We start from the raw sequence: 14,404 nt of genomic DNA, 5'->3' as shown, positions 1-14,404 counted from the left end.
AGCCGCGGCATCCGCTCCTCGCAGGACTATGTCCGCAAGGGCGGCGCCACCGCGCGCGTGATGCTGATCCAGGCCGCCGCCGACGCATGGAAGGTGCCGGCCTCCGAATGCGCGGCCGCTAACAGCGTCATCACCCATACGCCATCGGGCAAGACCACGACCTACGGCAAGGTAGCCGAAGCCGCCGCCAAGCTGACGCCGCCGGCGGACGTCAAGCTGAAGGATCCGAAGGACTGGAAGCTGATCGGCAAGGGCGTGAAGCGGCTCGACACCGTCGACAAGACCACCGGCGCCATGATCTACGGCGCCGACATCAAGCTGCCAGGCATGCTGAATGCCGCGATCAAGGATTGCCCCGTGTTCGGCGGCAAGCTGAAGAGCTTTGACGAAGCCAAGATCGCCAGCATGAAAGGCGTCAAGAAAGTCGTCAAGGTCGGCGATACCGCGGTCGCGGTCGATGCCGACACCTGGTGGCACGCCAAGACCGCGCTGGAGGCGTTGCCGATCGTCTGGGACGAGGGCGACAACGCAAAAGTCTCCAGCGAGTCGATTGCGAAGTGGCTGGCCGAAGGCCTCAACAACGACCAGCCGGCCTATGTCGGCAACAAGAACGGCGACGCCAAGGCGGCGATTGCGAATGCGGCAAAGAAGGTCGAGGCCGTCTACTCCTATCCCTACCAGAACCACGCCACGATGGAGCCGATGAACGCCACCGCGCTCTACACCGCGGACAAATGCGAGGTCTGGTGCGGCACGCAGAATGGCGAGGCGGCGTTCGCAGCGGTGCTGGAGGCTTCCGGCCTGCCGGCCGACAAGTGCGACGTGCACAAGGTGATGTTAGGGGGCGGTTTCGGCCGGCGCGGCCAGACCGACTATGTCCGCCAGGCCGTCATGATAGCCAAGCAGATGCCGGGCACGCCGGTCAAGCTGTTGTGGTCGCGCGAAGAGGACATGGCGCACGGCCGGTATCACCCGATCACCCAGTGCAAGATGACCGGCGCGTTCGACGCCGACAACAACCTGGTCGCGCTGCACTATCGACTGTCCGGGCAATCGATCCTGTTCTCGCTGCGCCCCGAAGCGCTGCAGAACGGCATGGATCCGGCCGCCTTCCAGGGCGTCGCCCAATCCGGCGAAGCCGCGTTCGGCTATTCGGTGCCGAACCTGCTGGTCGAGCACGCGATGCGCAACCCGCACGTTCCGCCCGGCTTCTGGCGCGGCGTCAACGTCAATCACAACGCGATCTACATGGAATGCTTCATGGACGAGCTGGCCCAGGCCGCGGGCCAGGACCCGCTCGAATTCCGCCGCAAGCTGATGGGCAACCATCCCAAGCATCTGGCGGTGCTCAATGCGGTCGCCGAGAGGATCGGCTGGAGCACGCCGGCGCCGCAGGGCGTTTACCGCGGCATCGCCCAGGTCATGGGCTATGGCAGCTATGTCGCCGGCGCCGCCGAGATCTCGGTGACCGACGGCAGCAAGATCAAGGTGCATCGCATCGTCGCCTCCACCGACCCCGGCTACGTCGTCAATCCGGCGCAGGTCGAGCGGCAGATCGCGGGCTCCTTCGTCTATGGCCTATCCGCGCTGTTCTACGGCGGCTGCACCGTCAAGGACGGCAAGATCGAGCAAACCAACTTCGACACCTACAACTCGATGCGCATCAACGAGATGCCGAAGGTGGAATCGGTGATGGTGCCGAGCGGCGGGTTCTGGGGCGGTGTCGGCGAGCCGACCATCGGCGTCGCCGCGCCGGCGGTGCTCAATGCGTACTTCGCCGCGACCGGCAAGCGCATCCGCTCGGTGCCGCTGCGGGACCAGAATATCACCTTCGCCTAAGAGCAGCCGCGGCGGCCTATCGGCCGCCGCGGTATTTTGCGGACAAAATTCATGAATGCGCCGGTGACACGGCGGAATGCCCTTCTCGGCATCACCGCCGCGGCCACATCGTTCGCCGTCCCCTCCATCCTGCGCGCGCAATCGGCAGGCCGCATCGTCGTGATCGGCGGCGGTTTTGGCGGCGCGGCCTGCGCGCGGGCGCTCAAGCGCGCGCAGGCGGGCTTGCAGGTGACGCTGATCGAGCCGAACAAGACCTTCACGTCGTGCCCCTTCAGCAACGAGGTGATCGCCGGCCTGCGCGAGATCGAAGCGCAGCAGTTCGGCTATGACAGGCTCGCCGCCGAGGGCATCACCGTCGCCGCTCAGGCCGCTACGGCCGTCGACGCGCAAAAGCGCAGCGTGACGGCCGCCGATGGCGCCACGTTTGCTTATGACCGCCTCGTCATTTCGCCCGGCATCGACTTCCACTTCGAAGCCCTGCCCGGCTATGACGACGCTGCATCGGAGAAAATACCGCACGCCTGGAAGGCCGGCGTGCAAACGCTGTTGCTGCGCAGGCAGCTGGAGGCAATGGCTGACGGCGGCACGGTCGCCATTGCAATCCCGGCCAATCCCTCGCGCTGCCCGCCCGCACCTTACGAGCGTGCCAGCCTGATCGCGCATTATCTGAAGACGAACAAGCCACGCTCAAAAGTGCTGGTGCTCGACGCCAAGGACGGTTTCTCCCAGCAGCGGCTGTTCGAGAAGGCGTGGAAGGAGCTCTACGGCGACATGATCGAGCGCGTCGCGCTGTCGCAAGGCGGCCGCGTGACCTCGGTCGATCCTGCAACCAGGACCATCATCACGGAGTTCGGCAACTACACGCCCGATGTCGCCAACGTCATCCCGCCGCAGCGCGCGGGGCGTATTGCCGCGATCGCGGGCGCTACGGATGCGACCGGCTGGTGCCCGATCGACCCCGTGACCTTCGAGTCGAAGCTCGTCAAGAACATCCACGTCATCGGCGACGCCTGTCTCGGCGGCGGCATTCCCAAATCGGCCTCGGCCGCAAGCGGGCAAGGCAAGGCTTGCGCCGCTGCCATCGTTGCTTTGCTCGCGGGCCGCGCGCCGGAAATGCCGCGGCTGACAGGCGTCTGCTACAATACCGTGGCACCCGGTTACGGCTTCTCCCTCGCCGGCAACTACCAGCCGAAAGGCGACATCTTCGCCGAGGTCGAAGGCGGCGCGACGAGCCCGGTCGCTGCCCCGCGCGAATTGCGCGCCCGCGAGGCGACCGAAGCCGAGCGCTGGTTTCAAACCATCACGGCGGACACCTTTGGCTAAATCCTCCGTCCATGGCGTGGCGCTGATCGCCGCCAGTCTCGCCCTCGTCAGCGTTGCGCGCGCGGACGAACTCGCCTCCTACAAGGTAGCCGGCGACGGCATAGTGGAATCGCTCACGGGCACGCCAGGCGATGCCGTGCGCGGCCGCGCGCTGGTGCTGGCGCGCACCACGACCTGCATCCTCTGCCATTCCGGTCCCTTCCCGGAAACGCGGTTCCAGGGCGATCTCGCACCTGACCTCACAGGCGCCGGGAACCGCTGGTCGGTGAGCCAGTTGCGGCTTCGGCTGGTCGATGCGGCCCGCTTCAACCCGGAGACCATCATGCCGTCCTATTATCGCATTGACGGCTTCGTGCGGGTCGGGCGCAACTTCACCGGCAAGCCGATATTGTCGGCGGCGGAGATCGAGGACATCGTGGCTTTTCTTGCAACGCTTCGCGACTAGGACTGTTCATGCCAACCACGCGACGACAATTTTTGAGCCTCGCCGGAGGCGTCACTGCCGCCGGCACGATCCCGATCGTCACCCTGCGTCCGCTTCACGCGACCCCAGCGATGCTCAATACCGCGATCCGCAACGTCGTCGGCGAAGCGCCGATTCGCACCGGCAGGGTGAAGCTCGACATTCCGCCGCTGGTCGAGAACGGCAACACCGTGCCGATGATGGTGAGCGTTGCAAGCCCGATGACCGCTGACGACCACGTCAAGAGCATCCACATCTTCAACGAGAAGAACCCGCAGCCGAACATCGGCAATTTCTATCTCGGCCCCTCCTGCGGCCGCGCCCAGGTCGCGACCCGCATCCGCCTCGCAGACACCCAGAAGGTGGTTGCGATCGCGCGCCTGTCCGACGACACGTTCTGGCAGGTCGCCGTCGACGTGGTCGTGACGCTGGCCGCCTGCACCGAGGAGATGAACTGATGGCCGCGCTCATCAACGTTCCCGCGAAGGCCAAGCGCGGCGACGTTATCGAGATCCGCACGCTGACCTCGCACATCATGGAGACGGGCTTCCGCCACACCGTGGACGGCAAGCTGGTGCCGCGCGACATCATCACGAGCTTCACCTGCCTCTACAATGGCGCCGAGGTCTTTCGCGCCGACCTGTTTCCGGCGATCGCAGCCAATCCTTATCTGTCGTTCTTCACGGTCGCCAGGGAAAGCGGCAAGTTCGAGTTCGAATGGATCGGCGACAACGGCTATTCGTCCACTGCGTCGGCGTCGATCACTGTCGAATGAGCGTTTGGCACACGATAGCAGCAGCGGCCTTGTTCGCCGCGGCCCCAGCCCTGCTCGCCGGTGAAATCCCGCCCGATGCGCGCCGGTCCGGCTACTCCTTCATGGGCCCGGACACGCGCGCCATGCAGGATGACGACACCTCCAATCCGGGCATGCTGTTCGTGCTCGACGGCGAACAGCTCTGGACGAAGAAGTCCGGCAGCGCGGAGAAAGCCTGCGCGGATTGCCATGGCGATGCGCACAGCAGCATGAAGGGCGTCGCTACGCGCTATCCGGCCATCGACAAGACGCTCAGTCGCCCCGTCACGCTCGACCAGCGCATCAATCTCTGCCGCGCCAATCATCAGCAGGCGCCGCCACTGCCTTACGAGAGCCGCGACCTCCTGGCGCTGTCCGCCTTCGTTGCCCATCAATCGCGCGGTGTCGCGATCACCGCCGGCGACGATCCGCAAGCAAAGCCCTTCGTGGCGCAAGGCCGCGACCTCTTCATGCAGCGGGAGGGCCAACTCAACCTCGCCTGCACCAATTGCCACGACGACAATTTCGACAAGCGCCTTGCGGGCGCGCCGGTCACGCAAGGACAGCCGACCGGCTATCCGCTCTACCGCCTCGAATGGCAAACGCTGGGATCGCTGGAGCGGCGGCTGCGCAGCTGCATGAGCGGCGTCCGCGCCCAGGCCTATGATTACGGCTCGCCCGAGCTGGTCGCGCTCGAGCTTTATCTGATGTCGCGGGCGCGCGGCCTGCCGATGGAGACGCCGGCCGTACGGCCCTGAACGAGAACGGCTGGGATCACCCAGCCGTTCCGCAAGGAGCTTGACCTCGTTGACTACTCCGCCGGCGCGGCCGACATCTCCGGATGTGCGGCATAGTGTTCGCTGGCGCCGAGCTTGCTGGCCGCGAACAGGCCGGCGGCCATCGCAGCGTAGGCCAGCGCGACGGCGGGCGTGACACCGAATCCACCGCCAATGCCGACGGCCTCGCCATGCATGAAGCCGAAATAGGTCAGGACCGCACCGACCAGCGCGAAGCCTGATGCCTTCTCGAAGTCGCGCTCGATGATGAAGACGCCGATCGCGCCCAGGATGAGGCCGCCGAGGATGGAGCCGCCGCCCATGACTTCGAGCCCGTGGTAGAACACGCCCTGCTGCGGCAACGCTGCGATCGCGGCGGCCTTCACCGCGTCCGCCTTGTCGGCGGCCATGCCGCCGACGGTTGCCGCCGCATTCATGGTCGAGCCGAGCATCGTGTCGATCTGCAGCTTGGCCCAGGCCGCCAGATGCGGCGTCAGCGCCAGCACGATCGCGGGCGCGTGCTTGACCGGCGTGGTCTGGAACGCCTGCGCCCCGATCAGCATGCCGATGTAGAGCAGGATCGGCGAGATCGCGACCACGGGCACGAGCGCCAGCAGCACCGAGATGATGCCGAACCAGGCCAGCACGATCACCATGATGCCGGTTGCCGCGGAGTAACCGATGCGGCCGCCCATCGCCTTCCAGCCGGGATGGCCGATATAGACGGCGTTGATGAAGGGATTGCCCATCAGGCAGCCGATCAGGCTGACGACGCCGTCGGCCGTGAGTACCCGCGTGGTCGGATATTCGTCGCCGGCGGCTTCCGCGCTCTCGACATTGTCCATGGCTTCGACGAGGTCATAGATGCCAAACGGAATGGCGGTGACGAGGATGATGCCAAGGAATTCGAAGCCGGAAAAGACGTAGCCTACGGCGGGGAGCGGCACCGAGAAGCCGAAATTGGCAAAGGCATCGCCGACACCCTTGACGCTTAGTCCACCGAGACCGAGCCCGAACAGGTTCGAGCCCCATGCGATGATCATGCCGACGGCGATGGCGACGAGGCCTGCGGGAATGCCGCGCGGATATTTCACGCCGCCAAACCAGCTCACCAGGATGATGGCAAAGCAGACGAGGCCGATCTGCGGCGTCATGTACATTTCCAGCGCCGGCCGCATCGAGATGAAGGTGACGGAGACACCGGCGAGCGTGCCGAGCAACGCCGCGCGCGGCGTGATCTTGCGGATGAACGGCGCGATGAAGCCGCCGATCATGAGGATGAAGCTTTGGAAGAATACCCAGACGAGGCCGGCGGACCAGCCCTTGAGCGGATCGCCGGTCTTCAGCGTGATCGGCAGCATGATCACGAAGGTGACGATGAACATGTGCGGCACGCTGACGCCCGAGGGCAACGCGCAGACGTCGTTACGGCCGGTCTTCTGCGCCAGACGGTAGGCGAGGTAGGCGTAGTAGAAAGTCGAGAGGCACATCATCAGCCCGAGCGCGGGGAGGATGCGGCCGAACACCAGACTATCAGGCATCTTCAGGACGAAGCGCAACAGGCCCGTGAGCACCAGCATGTTGACGAGGATGTTGGTGCCGAAGCCGAAAAACGCATTCCAGTCGCCCGATGTCCATAGTGCCGGCTTGTACTCAGACGTATTGAACTCAGACTTGCCGGCCGTCCCCGTCAATATGCTCATGACAATACCCCTATGTGGTCGAAACCTTCATTGCCTCCAGAACCGCGGCCGAGGTTGCGACCCAGCCGAAGATGCCGCCCTGGGCCTTGATCATCTTCAGGCCCATCTCGTGAAACTCGGGGAAGTAGGACGCGCAGCCGTCCGACATGACGACGCAGCGGTAGCCGCGGTCATTGGCCTCGCGCACCGTGGTGTTGACGCACACTTCAGTGGTGACGCCGCACACCAGCAGATTCTCGATGCCGTATTTCTCCAGCACGTCGCCAAGCTCGGTGGCGTAGAACGCGCCCTTGCCGGGCTTGTCGATCACGATCTCGCTGTCGAGCGGGTAGAGCTCAGGAATGATGTCGTGGCCCGCTTCGCCGCGGATGAGGATGCGGCCCATCGGGCCGGGATCGCCGATGCGCAGGCTCGGCGCGCCGCGCTCGACTTTCGCCGGCGGCGCGTCGGAGAGATCGGGCAGATGGCCCTCGCGGGTGTGGATCACCAGCATGCCGGTGTCCCGCGCCGCCGTCAGCACCGCGCCGATCGGCTTCACCGCGCGCGCGAGCTGGCTGACGTCGTTGCCGAGCGTCTCGCCAAAGCCGCCGGGCTCCATGAAGTCGCGCTGCATGTCGATGATGAGAAGCGCGGTGCTCGGCCAGTCGAGCTTGATCGGCTCGGGCTCGGCGTTGATGACGCCCAATGTCGGCTTGCTCGAGTCCAGCATGACGCCCGCCCCTCGCGAGAACTCTCTTTGCCGGAGTTCTGCAAGCGCCGTGCCATTGTGTACAATTGCGATGGCGCGCCGGACGTTAGGGAATTCGTTGTGTGGTCAGAAGGTTACGTCGGCGATCGGCGTCTGCATATTCCCTGTGCGACGACTTCGCGGCGGGCATTTGCCTAGAGGATGGGCGGCCTCCGCCGTCATGCCGAGGCGACGCTCTCTCTTTTCCCTCTCCCCGTTCTTACAGGGAGAGGGTCGGGGTGAGGGCTGCCTCCGCAATCACGGTGAGAGACGGACTCGCGGAGAGTCCCCCTCACCCGGATTGCATCTTCGATGCAATCCGGCCTCTCCCCGCGAGCGGGGAGAGGCGAAGCACTCGCGGCTCGCCCCTACGCCCCATACACCTGCCGATACTCTTCCTCGTACGGCGCATAGGAGTCCTTCATCGTCGCCATGTTCAGCAGCATGGTGGCCACCATCGTGCCCGCCTTGTCGAACACACGCGTCCTGGCCCAGGCGCTTTCGGTGCGGCGGCTGCCGGAAAGCGCGACGATCTCGCGCTCGACTTCGTAGTCCTCGTCGACGAAGAGCGGCCCCTTCACCAGCCTGATCTCCTGGTCGGCGAACAAGCCGACTGCCGGCCCCTTGGCAGGCAGCGGATCGTCCTTCGAGCGATACTGGAACAGCACGCTCAGCATCTCCATCGGGACGATCGGTCTGCCCCAGGGGTTGTCGACGCCCGAATAGTACGGCGAGTTTTCGGTGATGACGGCGAGCTTCTGCCGCAGCGAGAAGGGATAAAGGTCGCCCATGGTTTGATCAAACGCCATGCGGACCGTCTGCCGCTTGCCGGTCTGTGCCACCTTGACGTCGCGCAGGATGACGGGATCGGCGAGCGGTTTGAGCTCGGCGAGGCGCGCCTCCAGCGCGGTCGCGGCGTGCGGTTCGCCGACGGAGGCCGTGCCGCGCAGCACCTCCGTGCCATCGCGCTTGACCATTCGAATCTGGCACTGGCTCGTCCCGGGCAGTGGCTTCGACAGGATCGCTTGCACCTCCTCACCCTCATAGCAGACGCTGCGATAATGCGCGGACAGGCAGCCGGTCTCGAACCAGGCGCGTCCCCACAGCTGCGCGCCGAGCGGGGCGAACTGGCTGAAATGCGTCGGGCCCTCGATGGTACCGCCCTTGAAGCCGAGCTTCTGCGCGGTGGCGTCGTCGTGAATGGACGCGTGCGCGTCGTAGGTTTGCGCTTGCAGCATCTGACGCGGCTGGCGCCACGGTCCGATCAGGGCCTCAGCCGTCGCTGTGATCTCGGTGTCGAATGCCTTTGCAGCCATGATGTTCTCCACTGGAAGCCATGACTAGCAGGAGCGCCACGGATGCGGCCAGCGATATTGACTTCGCCGGCCCATGCTCTTGACTGGGTATCTTCCGCTTCGCAAGGCCGCAAATCTCCCGCGGCGCAAAATCCCTCGCCGGACCAGGACAACAAGGATCCCCGACATGACGCTGTTGCAGGTCGAGCTGGACGATAAATACCGGCTCGAATCGAAGCGGATCTTCCTGTCCGGCACACAGGCTCTGGTTCGCTTGCCGATGTTGCAGCGCGAACGCGACCGGCTCCAGGGTCTCAACACCGGCGGATTCATCTCCGGCTATCGCGGCTCCCCGCTCGGCATGTACGACCACGCGTTGTGGCGCGCGAAGTCGCACCTCCAGCAGCACGACATCGCCTTCGTCCCTGGCCTGAACGAGGATCTGGCTGCAACCGCGGTCTGGGGCAGCCAGCAGGTCGGGCTGTTTCCCGGCGCCAAGGTCGATGGCGTGTTCGGCATCTGGTACGGCAAGGGCCCCGGCGTCGACCGCTCGGTCGATGCGCTCAAGCATGCCAACGCGGCCGGCACGTCACTCAATGGCGGAGTGCTCGCGCTCGCCGGCGACGACCATGGCTGCCAGTCCTCGACGCTGGCGCATCAGAGCGAGCAGGTGTTCGCGGCGGCGCTGATCCCCGTAATCAATCCGGCGACGCTGCAGGATTATCTCGATCTCGGTCTCTATGGGTTCGCGCTGTCGCGCTTCTCCGGCTGCTGGGTCGGCTTCAAGGCCATCAGCGAGACGGTGGAAAGCTCGGCGTCGATCGACAGCGATCCGGAACGCATCAGGATCGTGCTGCCCGACGATTTCGAGATGCCACCCGGCGGCCTCAACATCCGCTGGCCCGATCCGCCGCTGGAGGCGGAGCGGCGCCTGTTCGGCCCGAAAATGGCCGCAGTGCAGGCCTTCGCGCGCGCCAACCAGCTCGACCGCATCGTGCTCGATTCAAAGCCGGCGCGGCTCGGCATCGTCGCGACCGGCAAGGCCTATCTCGATCTGCGCCAGGCGCTGGCTGATCTCGGCATCACCGACAAGGACGCGCAGGATCTGGGCCTTCGCATCTACAAGGTCGCGCTGACCTGGCCGCTGGAGGAGAGCGGCGCCAAGCGTTTCGCCGAGGGTCTGCAAGACGTGCTCGTGGTCGAGGAGAAGCGCGGATTCATCGAAGACCAGCTGATGCGCATCCTCTACAATATCGATGTGTCCAGACGCCCGACCGTCACTGGAAAACGCGACGAGCGCGGCGCGCCACTGCTGCCGAGCGAAGGCGAACTGACGCCGACCATCGTCGCGGGCGCGCTGGTGGCACGGCTGCGCAAGCTCGGCCATCACAGCCCGGTGCTGGAGCAGCGGCTCGCGCGGCTGGAGGCCTTCGACAATCCGGTCACCGCCAACACGCAGATCAAGCTCGCGCGCACGCCGTTCTTCTGCTCGGGCTGCCCGCACAACACCTCGACGCGCGTGCCCGAAGGCAGCCGCGCCATGGCCGGCATCGGCTGCCACGGCATGGCCCTGAGCATGCCGACCCGCCGCACCGATCTGATCTCGCATATGGGCGCCGAGGGCGTGAACTGGATCGGGCAATCGCCCTTCACCACCGAGACGCACATCTTCCAGAATCTCGGCGACGGCACCTACACCCATTCCGGCCTGCTTGCGCTTCGCGCCGCCTCCGCCGCCGGCATCAACATCACCTACAAGATCCTCTACAACGACGCCGTCGCGATGACCGGCGGCCAGCCCGCCGAAGGCGCCTTCAATGTCGCGCAGATCGCGCATCAGGTCTGGGCCGAGGGCGTCAAGCGTCTTGCAATCGTCTCGGACGATCCGAGCAAGTACCCGCAAGGAAACTACTTCCCGCAAGGCGCGACTATCCACCATCGCCGCGAGCTCGATGCCGTGCAGCGCGACCTGCGCGACATCAAGGGTCTCACGGTCATCATCTACGACCAGACCTGCGCGGCGGAAAAGCGCCGCCGCCGCAAGCGCGGGCTCTATCCCGATCCCGCCAAGCGCGCCTTCATCAATGAGCTGGTCTGCGAAGGCTGCGGCGACTGTTCGCAGGCCTCCAACTGCGTCTCGGTGCAACCGCTCGAGACCGAGTTCGGCCGCAAGCGCCAGATCGACCAGTCGAACTGCAACAAGGACTTTTCCTGCGTCGAGGGTTTCTGCCCAAGTTTCGTGACCGTGCACGGCGGTTCGCTCAAGCGCATGAAGACTTCGGCCGTCGATTCAGGCCAGCTCTTCGCCGACCTGCCGCTGCCGCCCGCACGCGAGCTGGACGCGCCCTACAACATCCTCGTCACCGGCATCGGCGGCACCGGCGTCATCACCATCGGCGCGCTGCTCGGCATGGCCGCCCATGTCGACGGCCGCGGCTGCTCGGCGCTCGACTTCACCGGCCTGTCGCAAAAGAACGGTGCCGTGATGAGCCATGTCCGCATCGCACGGAGACCGGAGGACATCTCCGCGGTCCGCATCACCACCGGCGGCGCTGACGTCATTCTCGGTTGCGACATGATCGTCTCGGCCGGCCCCACCGCGCTCAGCCGTGCCGAGCGCGGCGTGACCAAAGCCTATATCAACGCCGACCTGCAGCCGACCGCGAGCTTCGTGCAAAATCCCGATCTCGACTTCGAGATGGGCACGATGCAGACCGTGCTGCGCGACGCCGTCGGAGACAAGAACCTCGATATCATCGATGCCACCGGCATTGCCGCCGCGCTGTTGGGCGACAGCATCGCGACCAACCCCTTCATGCTCGGCTTTGCCTTCCAGAAGGGCGCGATCCCGCTGTCGCTGGAGGCACTGCTGCGCGCCATCGAAATCAACGGCGCCGCGATCGAGATGAACAAGCTCGCCTTCACCTGGGGGCGCATGGCCGCCCACGACATGTCGCGGGTGCGCAGCGTGCTCCAGTTCAAGAGCCGTGCATCCGCGCCCGTGAAGTCGCTCAACGACATCATCGCCACCCGCGCGGCGTTCTTGACCAGCTATCAGGACAAAGCCTATGCCGGCCGCTACCTCGCGGCTGTTGCCAAGGTGCGCCAAGCCGAGAGTGCGGCTTCGCCAGCGTCAACCGAGCTGACCGAGGCCGTCGCGAAAAACCTGTTCAAGCTGATGTCCTACAAGGATGAGTACGAGGTCGCGCGGCTCTACACCGACGGCAGCTTTGCTAACAAGGTGTCCGAAAAATTCGACGGCGACTTCACCCTGAAATACCATCTGGCGCCGCCGATCTTCGCGAAGCGCGACAAGACGACAGGCCGGCTGCAGAAGCAGGAGTTCGGCGGCTGGATGATCCATGCCTTCCGCGTTCTCGCCAAGCTGAAATTCCTGCGCGGTGGCACGTTCGATCCGTTCGGCCGCACCGAGGAGCGTCGGACCGAGCGGAAGTTGGTTGAAGATTATCTCGGCATGATCGATCAGCGGATCGCGGGTTTGAAGGCAGAGCAGATCCCGCTGCTGGCAAGGCTCGCGAGGGTGCCCGAGACGATCCGAGGCTTCGGCCACGTCAAGGAGGCCAATATCAAGCTGGCAGCGGCCGAGACGGCGCGGCTGGAGGCGGAGCTGGAGAACAGCCGTTTTGCGGCGGCGGCGGAGTAGCGGTGAGGACGCAAGCTCTCTCCACGCGTCATTGCGAGGAGCTCGCGACAAAATTGCGCAGCAATTTTGCGCTGATGCGACGAAGCAATCCAGACTGCCTCCACGAAGGATTCTGGATTGCTTCCGCCTTCGCCAAGGCTTCGGCGGACAAGTCGCTACGCTCGCAATGGCGCGGATATAGCGGGTGCGCTCCTCAGACAACCGCCTTCGCAGCACTCGGCGCTATCATCGCCCCCTCCGCCAGGTGCCGCCCCGCAATATACCCGAACGTCAGCGCCGGCCCTAACGTGATCCCCGGCGCCGGATAATTGCCGTTCATGATCGAGCCCATGTCGTTGCCGCAGGCGTAGAGGCCGGCGATCGGCGTGCCGCCCTCGCGCAGCACACGGGCTTGCGCATCGACCTTCATGCCGATGGCCGTGCCGAGATCAGCCGGATGGATGCGCATCGCGAACAACGGCGCGCGGACGATCGGCGCAACGCAGGGATTGGGCTTGTGGCTGATATCGCCGAGATGGCGCTGGTAGATGGTGCTGCCGCGGCCGAATTCGCCATCGCGCCCCTCCTTCGCGCCTTCGTTGTAGCTCGCGACCGTCGCCGCCAGCACCGGCGGCTGGACGCCGATCTTCGCCGCGAGCCCCGCGATATCAGGCGCCTCGACCAACTCGCCGCTCGCCACATAGCGCCGATAGCTGCGCGTGAACGGCTTGATGCGGCCGAGGCCGTAAGCCCACAGGAACCGGCGGTCGCAGATCAAATAGAACGGCCGGTCCGGCTCGCCATCGCCATGACGGAGCATGGCGAGCACGAACTCGTGGTGGGACAGCGCCTCGTTGACGAAACGCCGGCCCGCTGCGTTGACGGCGATCACACCGGGCTTGGCGCGGTCGGTCACAAGGTGCGGGAACACGCCGCGGCTGCCGTCGGCGCGGCGGAACAGCGAGGCCGGCACCCAATAGGCCGGGCTGGTCGCGTCCGTATTGAGCGCGGCACCAGTCGTTGCCGCGAGCCGAAGTCCGTCGCCGGTGCTGGAGGGGTTGGTCGCCGAGACAAATCCAGCCGCCGCCGGGAAGAAGCGCTTGCGCAAGCTCGAATCGTGCGAAAAGCCGCCGGTCGCCAGCACCACGCCGCGGCGCGCTGCGATGGGCCGATCGCGGGAGCCATGACGGATCACCACGCCGCTGACGCGTTCGCCCTGCATCGAGAGGTCTTCGACGTCGGCGCTGAAGAGAACTTCGACCTGCCGCGCCAGCAGCGAAGCATAGAGCTGCGCGGCAAGTGCGTTGCCGAGATGCAGCGACGTTCCGCGCGGGCTGCGCAGCCGCTGCAGCGCATATCGAGAGACCAGCCGCGCCGCGCGCATGGTCGAGCGCAGCGATTTTCCAACGCTGCGCAAATGCGGAACGTCGAGAGGATTGACCATCATCCCGCCGAACAGGGTGAACTCCGGCAGCGGTGGCCGCAATCGCGCAAAAGCGGCGCCGAGCCGCGTGCCAGCGAAACCGACCGGCTCCAGCACGCGGCCGCCAGACGTTGCGCCCAGCCGCTCCGGATAACAATCCGGACAGGTCTTCACCGGCTGGAGACGAACTTCCGTGTTGGCTTCGAGATAGGCGATCGCCTCGGGCCCGCGCGCGAGGAAGGCGGCACGCAGGCCGGCATTGGCGGGCTCGGGCACCGTGCTCGACAGATATTGGACGGCATCCGCGACGCTGTCGGAGAGCCCGGCCTCCTTCATCTTAGCATTGGCGGGGATCCAGACCATGCCGCCGGACCACGCGGTGGTGCCGCCGACGAACGCGGTCTTCTCGATCACCAGCA

11 protein-coding genes are annotated in these 14,404 nt (G+C 65.5%); 7 read left to right on the top strand and 4 right to left on the bottom strand.

Translation table 11 applies throughout. The features are described from left to right. The 6 genes from IC66_RS0105660 to soxA all read left to right on the top strand — a co-directional run. On the top strand, positions 1 to 1,839 hold a 1,839-nt coding region (locus tag IC66_RS0105660; protein ID WP_038946960.1), incomplete at its 5' end, for a xanthine dehydrogenase family protein molybdopterin-binding subunit. A gap of 51 nt (positions 1,840 to 1,890) precedes the next feature. Beyond that, a complete protein-coding gene (locus tag IC66_RS0105655) occupies positions 1,891 to 3,162 on the top strand; it encodes an NAD(P)/FAD-dependent oxidoreductase (protein ID WP_038946959.1) in 1,272 nt (423 codons plus the stop codon). Next, positions 3,155 to 3,607, top strand: a complete 453-nt coding sequence (soxX, locus tag IC66_RS0105650; protein ID WP_038946958.1) for a sulfur oxidation c-type cytochrome SoxX — start codon at positions 3,155 to 3,157, stop codon at positions 3,605 to 3,607. Before IC66_RS0105655 ends, soxX begins: the two co-directional genes overlap by 8 nt. An 8-nt stretch (positions 3,608 to 3,615) precedes the next feature. Further along, the gene (locus IC66_RS0105645) at positions 3,616 to 4,083 is read left to right on the top strand and encodes a SoxY-related AACIE arm protein (RefSeq protein ID WP_028143118.1); all 468 of its coding nucleotides are present in this window, start codon (positions 3,616 to 3,618) and stop codon (positions 4,081 to 4,083) included. After that, complete coding sequence (gene soxZ, locus IC66_RS0105640; protein WP_038946957.1) at positions 4,083 to 4,400, top strand: thiosulfate oxidation carrier complex protein SoxZ; 318 nt, start codon at positions 4,083 to 4,085, stop codon at positions 4,398 to 4,400. Before IC66_RS0105645 ends, soxZ begins: the two co-directional genes overlap by 1 nt. Further along, positions 4,397 to 5,176: a sulfur oxidation c-type cytochrome SoxA gene (gene soxA / locus IC66_RS0105635; RefSeq protein ID WP_038946956.1), complete on the top strand. Its 780-nt coding sequence runs from the start codon at positions 4,397 to 4,399 to the stop codon at positions 5,174 to 5,176. Before soxZ ends, soxA begins: the two co-directional genes overlap by 4 nt. 53 nt (positions 5,177 to 5,229) lie before the next feature. On the opposite strand, the gene IC66_RS0105630 is transcribed toward soxA, so the two are convergent. The 3 genes from IC66_RS0105630 to IC66_RS0105620 form a co-directional block, all read right to left on the bottom strand. Further along, entirely contained in the window at positions 5,230 to 6,897 is a 1,668-nt protein-coding gene (locus IC66_RS0105630) for a hypothetical protein (protein WP_028143121.1), read from the bottom strand. A gap of 10 nt (positions 6,898 to 6,907) precedes the next feature. Further along, positions 6,908 to 7,606, bottom strand: a complete 699-nt coding sequence (locus IC66_RS0105625; RefSeq protein ID WP_028143122.1) for a cysteine hydrolase family protein — start codon at positions 7,604 to 7,606, stop codon at positions 6,908 to 6,910. Positions 7,607 to 7,992: 386 nt separating this feature from the next. Then, on the bottom strand, positions 7,993 to 8,940 hold the full coding sequence (locus tag IC66_RS0105620) for a hypothetical protein (RefSeq protein ID WP_038946955.1): 948 nt from the start codon (positions 8,938 to 8,940) through the stop codon (positions 7,993 to 7,995). A gap of 166 nt (positions 8,941 to 9,106) precedes the next feature. On the opposite strand from IC66_RS0105620, the gene IC66_RS0105615 reads away from it, so the two are divergent. After that, positions 9,107 to 12,583 (top strand): indolepyruvate ferredoxin oxidoreductase family protein, encoded by a 3,477-nt coding sequence (locus IC66_RS0105615; RefSeq protein WP_038946954.1) that lies wholly within the window; start codon positions 9,107 to 9,109, stop codon positions 12,581 to 12,583. Positions 12,584 to 12,776: 193 nt separating this feature from the next. On the opposite strand, the gene IC66_RS0105610 is transcribed toward IC66_RS0105615, so the two are convergent. Then, positions 12,777 to 14,404: FAD-binding protein (locus IC66_RS0105610; RefSeq protein WP_038946953.1), on the bottom strand; the 1,628-nt coding region annotated here is incomplete at its 5' end.

Origin of the sequence: Bradyrhizobium genomosp. III (genome assembly GCF_000261705.1) — a bacterium.
Lineage (GTDB): Bacteria > Pseudomonadota > Alphaproteobacteria > Rhizobiales > Xanthobacteraceae > Bradyrhizobium > Bradyrhizobium ottawaense.
The sequence above is the reverse complement of the archived record's forward strand: the minus strand, read 5'-3'. Positions and strand labels throughout refer to the sequence as shown.

Bases quoted from the DNA above. Each gene is read 5' to 3' on its own strand.
- IC66_RS0105630 (WP_028143121.1), bottom strand. From the start codon at position 6,897: ATGAGCATATTGACGGGGACGGCCGGCAAGTCTGAGTTCAATACGTCT.
- soxA (WP_038946956.1), top strand. From the start codon at position 4,397: ATGAGCGTTTGGCACACGATAGCAGCAGCGGCCTTGTTCGCCGCGGCC.
- IC66_RS0105615 (WP_038946954.1), top strand. From the start codon at position 9,107: ATGACGCTGTTGCAGGTCGAGCTGGACGATAAATACCGGCTCGAATCG.
- soxZ (WP_038946957.1), top strand. From the start codon at position 4,083: ATGGCCGCGCTCATCAACGTTCCCGCGAAGGCCAAGCGCGGCGACGTT.
- IC66_RS0105625 (WP_028143122.1), bottom strand. From the start codon at position 7,606: ATGCTGGACTCGAGCAAGCCGACATTGGGCGTCATCAACGCCGAGCCC.
- IC66_RS0105645 (WP_028143118.1), top strand. From the start codon at position 3,616: ATGCCAACCACGCGACGACAATTTTTGAGCCTCGCCGGAGGCGTCACT.
- IC66_RS0105655 (WP_038946959.1), top strand. From the start codon at position 1,891: ATGAATGCGCCGGTGACACGGCGGAATGCCCTTCTCGGCATCACCGCC.
- IC66_RS0105620 (WP_038946955.1), bottom strand. From the start codon at position 8,940: ATGGCTGCAAAGGCATTCGACACCGAGATCACAGCGACGGCTGAGGCC.